This window comes from Terriglobus sp. RCC_193 (genome assembly GCF_041355105.1).
Classification (GTDB): domain Bacteria; phylum Acidobacteriota; class Terriglobia; order Terriglobales; family Acidobacteriaceae; genus Terriglobus.
On sequence record NZ_JBFUPK010000002.1, the window covers coordinates 604,154 to 618,501 of the forward strand.

Annotated in this window: 4 protein-coding genes; 1 reads left to right on the forward strand and 3 read right to left on the reverse strand. The window is 57.0% G+C overall.

Annotation, left to right across the window (positions count from 1 at the left end; translation table 11 throughout):
* Positions 1-100 precede the first annotated feature (100 nt).
* The 3 genes from AB6729_RS11255 to AB6729_RS11265 form a co-directional block, all read right to left on the reverse strand.
* Positions 101-3,325 (reverse strand): carboxypeptidase regulatory-like domain-containing protein, encoded by a 3,225-nt coding sequence (locus AB6729_RS11255; protein WP_371081712.1) that lies wholly within the window; start codon positions 3,323-3,325, stop codon positions 101-103.
* A 422-nt stretch (positions 3,326-3,747) separates the two neighbouring features.
* A complete protein-coding gene (locus AB6729_RS11260; RefSeq protein ID WP_371081713.1) occupies positions 3,748-7,212 on the reverse strand; it encodes a TonB-dependent receptor domain-containing protein in 3,465 nt (1,154 codons plus the stop codon).
* 375 nt (positions 7,213-7,587) lie between these two features.
* Positions 7,588-11,121: a carboxypeptidase regulatory-like domain-containing protein gene (locus tag AB6729_RS11265; protein ID WP_371081714.1), complete on the reverse strand. Its 3,534-nt coding sequence runs from the start codon at positions 11,119-11,121 to the stop codon at positions 7,588-7,590.
* Positions 11,122-11,465: 344 nt separating this feature from the next.
* Between AB6729_RS11265 and AB6729_RS11270 the strand changes: the two genes are divergently transcribed.
* Entirely contained in the window at positions 11,466-14,168 is a 2,703-nt protein-coding gene (locus tag AB6729_RS11270) for a hypothetical protein (RefSeq protein WP_371081715.1), read from the forward strand.
* Positions 14,169-14,348 lie beyond the last annotated feature (180 nt).

The window sequence follows — 14,348 nt, forward strand, 5'->3', positions numbered from 1 at the left end:
AAGCGCATCCGTGCCCTGAAAGCACCCGGGCCCGCTGCATTCTGTGTCGATAGATACAGAACGCAGCGGGCCCGGCCATTGTTTCAACTCGCCACCATTTTTAGAAGGTGACTTTGAAAGCAAACTGCATGTTGCGCGGCTCGCCAGGTCCAAGGCCAGGGGCCGAAGAAGCACTACGCGTTGCCGACAACAAACCGAAGCTGGAGCTGGTGAGAGTACCGCTGGGATTGGCAAAGTTTGCCTGGTTCCAGATATTGAAGACTTCTGCACGAAGTTCCGTGCCAATCTTCTCCGTGATCGGCGTCCGCTTGACGAACGACAGATCCACATCGCCAAAGCCGGGGCCCTGAACGCTGTTACGACGCTCGTTACCGAACGTGCCCGTGGTCGGCGTGGACCATGCAGCCTTGTTCAGATAGCTGTAGGTACGCGACGAGGTTGTAGCCGTTGTGACACGAGACACAAACGGTGCCACACCTGCAACACGATTGGGACGATCGCGGCTCGCTTCGCCTGTACCGCTGGTGTTGGTACCCACCAGGATGTTGATCGGCTGACCACCAGCGAAGGTGTACAGAGCATTGATCTCATAACCCTGGGTCAGACGCGCTGCGTGCGTGGTGAACTTCGGCACCACGTACTGTGCGGAACCGGTGAAGTTGTTGCGCACATCGAAGCTGGAAAGCCCCCTGTCACCGCGCAGGTTAAGGCTATTCTGCGGCGTGGTCGTGCTGGATGCAGAGTCCATGGACTTGGCCCAGGTGTAGTACACCTTCGCGGTGATACCGTGCCACTGGCTCTGAACCAGGCTGACCTGCAGCGAGCTGTAATTCGACGTCGCACCGCTGTTCACCTGGTTGATGGCCGTCAGGTACGGATACTGCGATGCATATGGACGTACGCGGTTTGCAGCAACCGTGGTCACCGCAATCTGGTTCAAGTCGGCAACGTATGCCAAACGACGCCCCGCACTGCCCACATAAGCAACCGTGATCATCGTGTTCCGGGCGAGCTGCTGTTCCACATTCAGGTTGTAGTTCTGAAGGTACGCTGCGCGATAGTTCGGGTTGATCGCCAGGATACCCAGCGACGTCGTCGGCTGGCCGTTGCTGCCGAACGCCACGCCTGCGGGAAATGAAGTCTGACCAAGCGTAAAGCCTGCGCCACCGTTCACCGTAACAGCAGCATTTGCATCACCCGGGCTGCCGAAGATGCCAGCACTGGCGCCGTTACCCACGCTGTTGTAAACGAACTGCCCCACGGTCGGCTGATCGTAGAACCAGCCGTAAGCGCCACGGATAACCGTCGTCGGTTCCTTGAACGGCGTGAAGGCAAAGCCCACACGAGGAGCAACGTTACCCATGTTGCGGGCATACAGAGGCGCCTTGAAATAACCACGCTGCGGTGTGAAGTTGTAGATCGAGTTGCGGTCGTCATTGACAGCACCCGGATAGCTCCAACGCACACCGTAGTTCACCGACAGGCGTTGGTTCACCTTGAAGTTGTCGCCTGCGAATAGATCGAACGTGTTCACGATATAGACGCGCTGCGGATTGTTACGCAGGATCGTAGCGCCTGACGCATTGTTACGCGTCGTGCCGGCTACAAAGTCCGCCACCTGAATACCGGTAGAGCACTTGTTTGCACCCACGTTCGTGTAGTCCAGGCCAGCAGCCGTGCACTCAGCCAGCGTTGCTGCATTCGCGCCATTGTTGGTGTAACGCGTACCGTCAAAGTTGAAGGTACCGCGACCGTTCACGAAGTACGCCACATTCAGATTCGCGTGACGGTACTCGCCACCGAACTTCAGCTCATGGCGACCCAGCGAGAGATGTAATACATCCCCAACATGCCCCGTAACGTCCTGGCGACCAAGCGGTGGTGTTGCACCGGTGTAATCGAATGAACCCACGTAGAACTGCGGTGCACCTTTTGCAAGCTGTCCCGTCAGCCCCAGGTTCAGGCCATTGGCCTGCACATCAAAGTTCTGGTTACGGTCATTGAACACCTGCAGGAACGACGACACTGCTGCCGTAACCTGGTTCACCATCTTGCTGTTGAACGTGCTGTTCTGCGCAATCTGGAAGTTGTGAATGTGCATCGGCGCGGTTTCAAAGTAATCCGCGAAGTGCGAACCAACGTCGGCCGATTGTGTACCCGTTGTGCCCAGGTAGTGAGCTGAGATCGAATACTTGTTATTGAAATTGTGGTCCAGCTTGATGATGCCGTTGTAGCTGTTATAGGTGTTCTTGCCGGTCGACTGGTACTGATTCGAGTAGCCCGTCGTGCTGCGGCTGACTGCCGGGAACAGCAGCGTGTACATGTTCAATGCAACCTGGTTCTGAGCAATGCCGCGACTCGCCAGCAAGCTCTTACCTGCAGTGATCCAGGTGTCGTTCAGCACGGTGTCGGAGAGACTGTTGTTTGCCTGCGCAATCTGGATTTCACCCGCCAGGAAGAAGAACGTCTTGTCCTTCCAGAGGGGGCCCCCTAGAGTAAAGCCACCCTGGTGATTCCGAATCTCAGGGATGCGGCTACCAACAGCAACCGACGGGCTCAGCCATGCAAACATTTCATTGCGGTCGAAGTAGAACACGTCGCCATGAAGCTGGTTCGTACCTGTGCGCAGCACCATGTTGCTGTTTGCACCGCCGTTACGGCCCTGATCGGCTTCACCCGCAGCCTGCAGAGAAAACTGATCGATTGCTTCAATCGGGATCAGACCGCCAGCGATGCCAGCGATACCGCCCTGGTTGGAAGCCACTGCGTTTGACCACGGATCATTGTTATCTGCACCGTCAATCTGGTAGTTAACGCCAGCCGTACGCGTTCCGTTCACAGAACCCACACTGTAGGGATTAACGCCCGGCGCAAGCTTCACCATCTGGGTGAAGTTACGTCCATTCAGCGGAATCTGCTGCACGGTCTTCTGATCCACCGTCGCAATCAACTGACTGCTCGTGGTGTCCAACTGCACACCGGAAGCCTCTACATTGACGACGGTCGATTCCGCCCCCACTGACAACTGCACCTTCTGGTCGCGGACCTTCGAAACTTCGATCGCGATGTTATCCACTGAATGCGCTGCAAAACCAGGAGCCGTCACCAGCAGCTTATAGGTACCCACCGGAAGTTCCGGGAAGCTGAAGTTACCTGCACTGTTCGTCTTGCTGTTGGAAACATCGTTGGTAGACGGATTTGTCAACTGCACCGTGGCGCCAGGAATCGCCGCGCCTGACGGGTCGATAACACTCCCCGTCAACGTACCGCGGAACGTCTGAGCCCCTGCAACAGCACTGCCGATGAGAACTGCCGAAGCTGCCAATGCAATGCTGCCGCGCCTTCTAAAGGAAAGGCTGCTGTGCCTGGAATACATGGTCATCTGAATCTCCCTGAGGTCCTGCAAGGTTCAGCCCAACGGCGTCTGTACAGCTTGCGCCTGTGAGCAGCTACACGTGTATGCTTGCGCCGCATGAAGCACAGCGCATCGCGGTCCCGGAACGCAATTCCGGTGAAAAAGGTTGAACGATAGGCCCACAGTAACCGTTAATGGCCCATGACGCAAGAGAGAAAGTTAAGTAACTTTCACATTTTCCTTTTGCCCATCTCACATTGCACCGCATCCGCAGCACAACGCAGCAAACATCTCTGCTTCAACACCACCTGGAGACAAAACTGGAGACAAAAGAAAAAAGCCCGCACAGCTTGAAAGCCATGCGGGCCAGTCTGTGTTGCGTTACGCCGAAGTTAGAAGATGATCTTTCCGGCGAACTGCACGTTGAACGGAGCACCCGAAGAAATGCCGGTCGGAGCGCTCGTGATCTGACCAAACTGCGAGCTGGTGAGACCCGTCGTCGGGGTGCTGGGGTTCAGGATGTTGAACAGGTTGAACAGATCCGCGCGGAACTGGAACTTCACTCCCTCGTGGATGGTGGTGTTCTTCGCCAGCGCCGCATCGATCACATAGAAGCCCGGCCCGCGGAAGAAGTCGCGCCCCACGTTGCCATGCGTTCCAACGGTTGGAGCCTGCAGAACAGCGCCTGTACCGCCTGTGATGGCAGAAGCCGACCAGTATTGGATGAACTTACGTCCAGTCGAGTCGGTCTGGATGGTGCGGCTACCGGTCTTATAGTTGCCGCCGCTATAAAGCACACGGTCCTTGTTCATACCGATACCGGTGAAATCACCGGACGCGATGTTAATGGGCGCCGAGGTATTTATCTTTGCGTTCAGCGTGGTCTGCCATCCCTTGGTGAGCGGGGCAAAACGATGGCCAATTTGAGGAGCTTCCCACACCAGGTATCCATTCAGCGTGTGGCGGATATCGAATGTGGCGTTGCCATAGTCAAGTGCAAGATTGTTGGAGTCGCTCGGACCAGTGCTGCGGAAGCCCGAACCGTTGTCCAGCGAATGGCCATACGTCCATGAGAGCTGGCTGGTCAGACCGTGCCAGTTATTGGATTTGATGGTCGCCTGCAGCGAATTGAAGTTCGACGCGTTGTTGCTTGCGACTTCCACAACTGCCCCGACATTCGCGAAGTTGGTAATGCTCTTGTTGAGGAATGACGGACGGCGCTGTAGCAAGCAGGTTGCGTTGGCGATATTCGTCGGGTTGGAGCAGGCGTTGGCCGTTGTCGTTGCCGTCACCAGCGCACCCGAACTGGTTACGCCACCGATGTTGCCAGGTGCCGCAGCCGACCAGTAGGCAGCCTGATTGGTGTCACGCAGGCCGTACAGGTGCGTACCCGTGGAGCCCGCATAACCCACTGTAACGACCGTATTGCGGCTAAGCTGGTATTCCACGCCCAGATTGAACGTCTGCGCATAGGTCGTCTTCAGGTTCGGGCTGACAGAGAACAGTCCGTAAGCCGAAGCTCCAGCAGCGTTCGCCCAGACATACTGGTTCGCCTGCCATGTACCAACTGGCAGTGACACGTTCTGCACGCCACCAAATGGATTGGCCTGCAGGCCGGTTGCGGTGGTTCCAGTGGCGATGCTGCCATTGTTACCGAAGCCGTTGAATGGCGGAGCATCGAAATAGATGCCGTAGCTTGCGCGCGCCACCAGCTTATCGCTGACGCTATACGCAGCACCTATACGAGGAGAGAAGTTGAGCTTGCTGGGAGCAAAGGTTCTAGGTGTTCCCGGCTTACCGACTCCAATGAGGCCGTTTGCATCCGTACCCGTGCCGCCTGGACGCCAGATCGACAACGGACCCGTGGTCGAAAGCGCGCCGAAGTAGTCATGGCGGATACCGAAGTTCAACACCAGCTTCGACGTTGCCTTGAACTGGTCCTGCAGGAAGAATGCCGTATCCGTCCGATACAGGTCGCGACGCAGATTACCCTGCACAAACGATCCAGCGGAGTAGGTACCATTTAGAAAGTCAGCCAGCGCCAGAACTTCCTGGTGATAGCCAGCTGCATTCTGCGTGGCGGAATAGTCGTTGATGAGGTTGCCGCTCGAGTCCTTGCAGTTCGCCGCCACCGTAGCGCCGGGCGTTCCGCAAAGCTGAGCTTGTGTTGCGGAGTTTGACCAGGAGCTTTGTCCGGCACCCAGCGTAGCGGTGCGCGAGGCAAAGCCGTTGAACGTAAAGTTGCCGCGGACACCGCTCTGGTACTGCAGATCAATGTAGCTGCGGCGGAACTCACCACCAAAGCGGATCTGGTGGCGTCCTTTTACCCACGTTGCCGAGTCCGTGATGTGGCCCGTGTAGTCCTTACGTCCCAAGGGCTGGGTGGTGCCCACACCATCGAAGCTGCCCATGCTGATCGTCGGAGCACCGAAGAGCGCCGGATTCGTGACACCGGTATTCAAACCAAGCGCAGGCATGTTGAAGCTATGGTTCAGGTCATTGAATGTCTGGTTGAAGACGCCAGTAGCGATAATCAACTGGTTGGACAGACGTTCCGTCGGAGCCCAATTGTGCGACAGCGAAAAGCTCTGCGTGATGTCTGGTGCCACCTGGAAGTACGGGTACGTCGCGCCACCCGGCTCTGCCTGGCGACCAGTGCCAACAAATGCCTGCAAACGAATGGTTTGCTTTGGGGTAACAATGTAGTTCAGATTGCCGACAAAGTTATCGCTGTACCCATGGCGCTGGTGCGTTTCAATGTAGTTGCCGGTGTTTGCCGCCAGGTTGGATGCATTGCCTCCGGGCCACAGCGCCTGGAGCAGGGTCGTCGACAGCGGGTTCACCGTCGCGCCGTGGTTCTGTAGGATCTTTGTCGCCATCGCGACATAGGCAGCACCCGGTTCTGTAGCAGACGAACTGGAAACCTGAATGCCATAGGCCTGGCGCTCATAGTTGGTAAAGAAGAACAGCTTGTCCTTGAAGATGGGTCCGCCGATGGATCCGCCGAACTGCTGATTACGAACCTTCTGCTTGCGAGCGTTACCTGTAGCAAAGAAATCGCGAGCAGCAAAGAATTCGCTACGGCCATAGAAGTATGCAGAGCCATGAAAATTGTTGGTACCCGTCTTCAGGCCCAGTGAAACAAGTCCACCGGCGCTGTGGCCTTCTTCCGCATTACCCGACGACTGAATCGAGAACTGATCGATCGCTTCGATCGGCAGCGTCACACCAGCAATCGGGCCAACGCCACCTTGGTTGGCAGCCGTGCCGCCCTGCCAGATGTCATTGTTATCCGTACCGTCGATCTGGTAGTTCAACTGGTTGCTACGGGCGCCGTTCAGCGAGCCGCTTGCGTTATAACCAGGAGCAAGCTGCAGAAGCGAGGTAAAGCTACGGCCATTCAGCGGAATTTCCGCTACGGCCTTGCTGCCAATAACAGCGTTGTTTGCCGATGACAGCGTTTGGATCTCAGAGGTCGTGTCGGCTGCAACATCCACCACAACCTGCGAGCTACCAACGGTCAACTTTCCATTCGCCGGGGTGACTGCACCCGGGTTTACATCAATCTTGTTCAACGTCAGATCGCCAAAGCCTGCTGCGGTGATCGTGACGGAATATGTACCAAGCTGAAGATCCTGGAAAACATAGGTGCCGACAGCCGTGGTGTCTGTCTGCCGTGTTTCACCGGTCTCCGTGTTCTTTAGAACAACCTTTGCCTTGGGGATCGCAGCCCCTGACGCATCAACAACGTTTCCGCCGATACCACCACGGTACGTCTGTGCTCCTGCTGTTACGCTGCTGACCAGCACTGCCGACGCAAACAGCGCCAGGTGAGACCTCTTTGTGAACATACTCATGGTGCTCTTTCTCCTGCTGCCTGGGGGTCGTCCTGAACCTGTGGGGCGGCAACGGGATACACGTATCCCACTGCGGCCCAAAACCTCCTCTAACGCTGACTGCCAGCGCTGAAGGGGCGGTTAGGAGCGACAGAACATCTGAATTGACAAGATAGGTATCACCCTATTCAAACAACGTTCACAATGCAACCGTTCATTTTGCAAAAATTCATCATTTTGTAGGGCTTGCACTGAATACGCTGCAATTCGCCTCACAGGAGGCAAAATTCGTTTGCAAAACGAACCAATACAGTTAAGGAATGGAACTACACGGATAAAGAAAGAGGGGAAGCACCGAAGTGCCTCCCTCTTTTGTTGTCCGTTTTGGAACAGTTGCTAGAACACCAGCTTCGCGCCAAGCTGCAGAATGCGCTTATCGCGATAGCTTGTGATGTTACCCGCGGTGCTGCTGTAACCGGTGGCGCTGATGATGCTGCCTGTCGTCACGCCGTCAGGATTCGTGTGGTTGAACAGGTTGAATGCCTCACCGCGAAGCTGCAGGTTCAGGCGCTCGTAGATGCGGATATTGCGGAACAATCCCGCATCCACGCGCCACCAGCCAGGCCCATTCACCGTGCTGCGTGATGCATTGCCACCGCGATACTGTCCTTGCGGCACCGCCTGGAATGCATTGATGTTGTACCAGTGCAGACGATTGTGGATTGGGCCACTTGCGGCAGACGCAACATTCGGATTGCCAACCTGATCCGGTCGTCCACTCTCCGTCGCAGAAGAGATAATGACACCCACGCCGGCAGGATCAAGGCCAGAAGTAGTCGGCGTCAGCGGCAGGCCACTGTTGAAGAAGCCCAGTGCCGAAGCCTCCCATCCGCCCAGCAGATGACCCACCAGCCCCTTCTGCTCATAGAAGAACGGCAGCGCATACACCGCGTTGAAGTTCAGCATGTGCGTACGATCCGCAGCCGCACGGCCATATTCTGCATACAGATTCGACGCAATCTGGGGTCCGCCTGTGCGGTCCGCAGCGGCATTCGTCAGTGCACGCGACCACGTGTAATTCACCTGCACCAGCGAGTCATGCTTCCACTGTTTGCGTCCTGCCACCTGCAGCGAGTTGTAGTTGCCGCTGTAGATGGGGTTCACGGATTCAATCACGCCATATCCGCGATACGGACGAATCTGGTTAATCTGGTTAATCGTTGTGGAGTTCACGCTGTACGTGCCACCCGCACCAGCCGTTCCCAGCTTGGCTGCAGCAAACGCACCCGGAGCGGGCTGGTTGATGTCGTTGAAGCCCAGTAGATGCACCTGGTGGTTGCCCACGTAGCTCACATCCACCGTCACGCCCAGACCAATGCCCGACTGCACTCCCAGCGACCACTGCTGGTTATACGGTGTGTTGAAACGGGGCGACGTCGCACGAATCACAGGCGCCGCGTAGCTTACCGTGGCCGCCACCGCAGCAGGATTATCAAAGCTGGTGTTGTTGATCACCGGCGTGCTGATGAACGGAATGTTCTGGAAGATGTTCTGCTCATAGATGCCGAACAGTGCCGAGTCATATGCAATGCCGTAGCCACCGCGCAGACTCGTCTTTCCATTGCCAAACACGTCAAAAGCAAATCCCACACGCGGCGCAAAGTTCTTACTGTCGCTGGAGCCCACCTTGCCGCCATACGGTGAATTGCCCGCTGCGTTGTAAGGATTGCTTGCCGCACCCTGGTTAATGCTGATGCCATTCAGCAGGTTCGTGCTCGGGTTCGGCGTCACGCCGCCCGTACACGGGGCGCCCGCAACGCAGAGGTTGCCGCTGTTGCTCTTGTCAATCGTGGGAGCATTCGCAGCAACATAAAGCGACGGATCAAAAGTGCTGAGTTGATGGTTTCCGTCGATCGGCTGATTGAACTTGGTATAACGCACACCCAGGTTCACCGTAAGACGCGGGTTCAGCTTCCAGTCATCCTGCGCATACGCCTCAAACTGATGCACCTGGATATCGGCCGTCACATCGTAGCTCGCCTGCGAGAAAGTCGTAACGTAATTCGACAGAAAATTCGCAAACGCCTGCTGATAGGGCTGGGCTTTGCTTCCCGTCGGTGTCTCGCCCGTGGGCGCGGTAAAGGAAAAACTGCCTGCATTTGCCGAGGCGTTATTCTCCTTTTTCTCGTAGTGGTTATAGTCCACGCCAAAACGCAGCGTGTGTCTGCCCACGCTCTTCGTCACATTTGCAAATACATTGTGATTGCGGCTGTAATCGCGGTACGGACCATACGTGGTGATGCCTGTTCCACCCTGGAACGTAACCGCCGGAATGCGTGCCAGCGTGGATGTGTACGGCAACTTCGCCGCAGCCGCTACGTCAGGGGAAGAAGAATTGCGCGCCGTACCGATCGGATCGCTCAACAGCGCGCCCTGCGAATACGCATAGCCACCATCCAGCAGTAGCGTAGGCGTAATCGTGTACGTCACATGTCCCAGGTAAATGCGGCCCGGAGCGTTGGTCGACGTGGTATTCACACCGGCATACGCTGCGCCGTTGCCGAACAGGCCAAACGGTTCAATCGTCGGAATGTCGTCGTTGATGATGCGGAAGAACACCTGCACCTTTTCTCCGAACGACTGGTCAATGCGCCCAATCTGCTGATTCGCGTTGAACACATTGCGCTGTGGAGCCAGCACCAGCGTGCCTGTGCCATCGGTGGAAGGCTGCGGAATGCCTGCATAAATATCCTGCAGGTATGCCTTCGCCATGTTGCTGGTAATTGGAACGGTCGTGCCCGTCGTGTTGCAGGTCCCGGCTGTTCCGTTGTACGACGTACACACCGGAACATTGAAAACGCCCTGCCGTTCCGCCAGCGTTGGCACGCCCGTCAGCGTGACCGGTTTGTACGTCAACACACGGCGCACTTCCTGCGAGTAGAAGAAATACGTCTTATGCACGCGCCCGTCATACACCTTCGGGATAAACACCGGACCGCCGATGGTGCCGCCAAAATCGTTGTAGCGCAGCTTGCCGCGCGCACTCGTGGTCTTCGTCGCGCCGCTTGGATTGGTCGTCAGCTTGTTCAGCGTATCGTTCGCATTGAACACATCGTTGCGAACAAACTCGTACAACGAGCCGTGCAGGGAATTGGTGCCGCTCTTCGTCACCACGTTGATCTGACCGCTGGCAGCGCGTCCAAACTCTGCGGAGTACTGCCCACGCAGCGTCTTGAACTCGGCAATCGCATCCACCGACGGATAGGTCAGCAGCGTGTAGTTCGATCCGCGGTCCACGTTATCCGCGCCATCCACCGTCCATGCGTTGCCGCTGGTACGTGTGCCGTTCACGCTGAAGTTCACCACATTGGTCGCGCCGCTCGGGCTGCTGTTGCCAATGTAGATCTGGTCGCCGCCGGTGTATGCCACGCCGGGTTGCAGGCCCACCAACTGCTCATAGTTGCGGCTGCTCAACACCAGTTCGCGCACCTGCGTACCGTTGATCAGGCCCGCCTGTGTGGCATTTTCCATGTTCACGTTCTGCTGTTCGCTGGTCACCGTAACGGTGTCGTTCCCGCCGCCTGCATTCAGATCGGCATTGATGGTCAGCGTATCGTTCACGTGCAACACAATGCCGGCAACCGTCTTCGTACTGAAGCTGTTGGCGGAAACCGCCAACGTATAGTTGCCCAGCGGAAGCGACCGCGCGCTGTACGTTCCGGCGCTGCTGGTGGTCAACGTACGCACCACCAGGTTGCGGTCCATGTTCGTGATTTTCACCGTGGCATTCGGAATCAGGGCGCCGCTGGTATCGCGCACCGTTCCGGAAATGGAGCCGCTCACATCCTGCGCTACAAGTGTGGCGGAAAGGGCAAGCGGCGCAATCAGGGCTAAGCCCCAACAGGCGCTCTGCATCCTGCGATTCATCATGGGTACTGCCTCCAGAAGTGTTACTGCTAAGGGAACCGTAATAAGCGCCGCTGAACCCTGCGAAAGTTTCGTGGGGAGGCGGCGCAAAGTAGGGGGCCGGCTGTCTTCCTCTTGTGTAGGGGAAGGTAAGACGCCAGCGGGGTCGTTCGATGAACATCCTGTGAATACAAACGGGACAGCAAGAAGCGTAGTCCTTCACCATCTCTGGTGCAACGACCAAAACGAACAAAATTTTACGCCGCTTCCCGCCAGATCAAACCAGAAAGATCATGCGGCGGATGTTGGCTCAGCGGAGGCCATGCACCTCGCCCGGCCAAAGGTAGAATCGCCACAACAGGCGACCCATGACCGGACCTTTGATCTTTCCCAGTGCCCCCGTCGCAACCATGCAAGCCACAGCGCAACAGACTGCGGATCGTAAAACGGCTGCAGGTTCAGAGACCCCGTATACGGTCCAGCACAATACGGCCGAAGGCAACGGAGACACGCAGGGAAAGACGGTAAACGGCATCAGCTATCTGCGTGCCTATGGAACCACCGGAGCGGCACGCAGTTCCGCATGGTCAGCCATGTGTGCTGCCGTCAGTTCAACACTCGGCTGCAACCTGATGGATTCGCCCTCTGACTTCGACGGCAGCCAGTCGCGCATGTTCATGACGCGCCCCAACAGCGGAGGAACCGGCGGTACCAGCTACTTCGTAGTCCAGGCCAATGGGAAACCCTTTTCCCAGATCTCGCACTATCAGGGCGTACTTGGTTTCAGGTCTTCGAACTCTGTAGACGCGCAGGGTTCCGCAGTGGTCGTGAACGTGGATCGGACCCACCGCGTCGCGCAGTCCACGCTCGATTTCCAGATCATTTCAACCAATACGTATGGTCAGCAACATGGGGTCAATCGAGACAACATGGGTGCCTTCGGCATCGCGGTCACTTCCAAGGGTGCGCAGATCGGCAGCGCCATCGGCATTCATGCCAACGGATATGGCGAAGGTGATGTCATCCTCAACTCCATCGGTGCCACCACCAATGGAGGTGCCGTAGACGGCGACCAGGAAGGTCTTGCGTATCTGCGCGGATACATGAAGGCAGAAACACGACGATGGACCGTGACAACCTCCAGCAACGCCACGCTCGATACCGGAACCGGGCTATACAAAATTCGCACAGGCCCCGAAGGAGCCAGCGGGGGAGACCCACTGGGTCTCTGGCAGACCATTCTCAACCTGTCCTCCAGCTACTCCGCGGGAAACATCACTTCGTTCCAATACAACACCACGATCGGCGGTGTGATTTGGATGACGGCCACCGGAGATAAGGCCGCGGGGTTCCTGGCAAAGTACGGCGCCTCTGTCATTCAACCCATCACTGGCACTGTGGTCATCAAGGCGGTGAACCAGTCTGAAACGCTGCCAACGCGTGTGGCCACCACGGTGATGGTTGCGGATACTTCCGGCTTTCCAGCGTCGGGAATCTGCAGTGTTGTTGACCAGCAGACATACGAGCCGGGCGTGCCGTTTACCGTGGTCGACCGCACCCACATACGCATCAACACCTACGGGGACCACGCGACGAACTCGCTCATCGTCTATGGTGGGGCCACGGGGCTTGCTCTAAGCATGGATGCGGACGTCCTTGCTCCCGGCAGTTATGGCTATGGCAACGCGACCCCGATGCGTCCACGTACCTTGCGTGTGATTGGCACCACCCCCACCGGCGATCTGCTCCTTTGGAACACAGGAAAGATAGGGCAGACGGGTTTCAACACCAGGGCACTTGTTTACACAAAGTTTCCTGCACTCAGCGTTACTCCGAAGATCTCCGGAGGGACGATTACATCTGCCGTCATTACGGAAAACGGCAATGAATACAGCGCCGTGGTTCGCGCCCAGCTTGCCAGTGGTAAACCGCTCTACAGTGGGTCCAATGATCACGCTCCCACGCCGCAGGTTTCCGTAAGTGGCGGATGCAATGCCGTCCTGAAGGTGGACTACTACACCGATGCCAGAACCGGTGCGACCATGCTTGGCACACCCAGCACCACCGCAGGCGCTGGAGGCACGAAGAATGTGCAGATTGTGAATGGCGGCACAAACTGCACGGGAACCACGATCTCCATCCAGAACACCTATGCCAATCCCTATCACCTGTACGACTTCGCGGTAGTTCCCACATGGAACTTCGTGGCCGATGGTGCCGGCGGAAAGATGATGTCGGTTTCATCCATCTACGCGGCCCTGCAAACCCCCGCCAACTGGCCCACCGGCAGCAACCTGTCCAGCGAGGTATGGCCGCACATGCGCGTGGATTATTCCAGTGGTTTCCTCGTTCAGAATTACGGCGAAGCTGGCAGCGACCTCACCTGGATGCCTTATTACTTCGACGGCCTCCAACGCGGTGACAGCATGGCGGCCTTCATCATGAGTGATGCGGTGAGAACCCAATCGAACGACGTCTCCACACCCAGGGCCGCAGAGTTTCACCAGCGTGGTTTGCCCGTGGTGTATGGCAAACAGGGCTGGCGTGCGCCCGCGGCGGCCGGCATGCGCGTTTTGGGAAATTATCTGGATGCCTTTCGCATAAGCGCACCGAACGGTGGCGCAATCACACGCGTCTCTTCCGCAGGCTACGTCTCTCCCGCGAACATGCAGACGTACAAACTATTCGACCTGATGGACACCACAGGGCAGTACAACCCCATCAGCTTTGATCCGGTCAGCAGGCGAATCACCTTTGGCCCGGCGGTAGCCGTGGCCACACTGACGGATACCGCCGGCATCTCTGTGCTGCCAGCCTATGGCACAGTCACTGCCGGATCGACCTACACCCCCACGGCCTTTGTCTCGCACCTGGAGTGTCCCGGAGTTGCTTTCACCATTGGTGCACCGGCTGCAGGAGAACAGATCGACATCGTGAACACATCCACTGCCGCATGCACTGTGAACTACAGCGGTGGCATCGGCAACACGGCGACCTCTCCCTCAGCCACCATCGCCTCAGGGGCCGCCCTCCGCCTGTTCTTCAATGGCTCTGTCTTCCGGGTGGAATAGTCCGCCAAAATCATCTGTCAAGCCCCTGGGCCATCTAACCAACACAAACCAAACGAAATAGAGTTGGCATGGTATTTCCACCAAACCACTAAAATAGAAATCAGGGAGAAGCTAAAAAGCCAAGAGCTAACAGTTAAAGGCTTTAGAAAGACAATTTTGCCTCTAACCTCAATAGAAAGA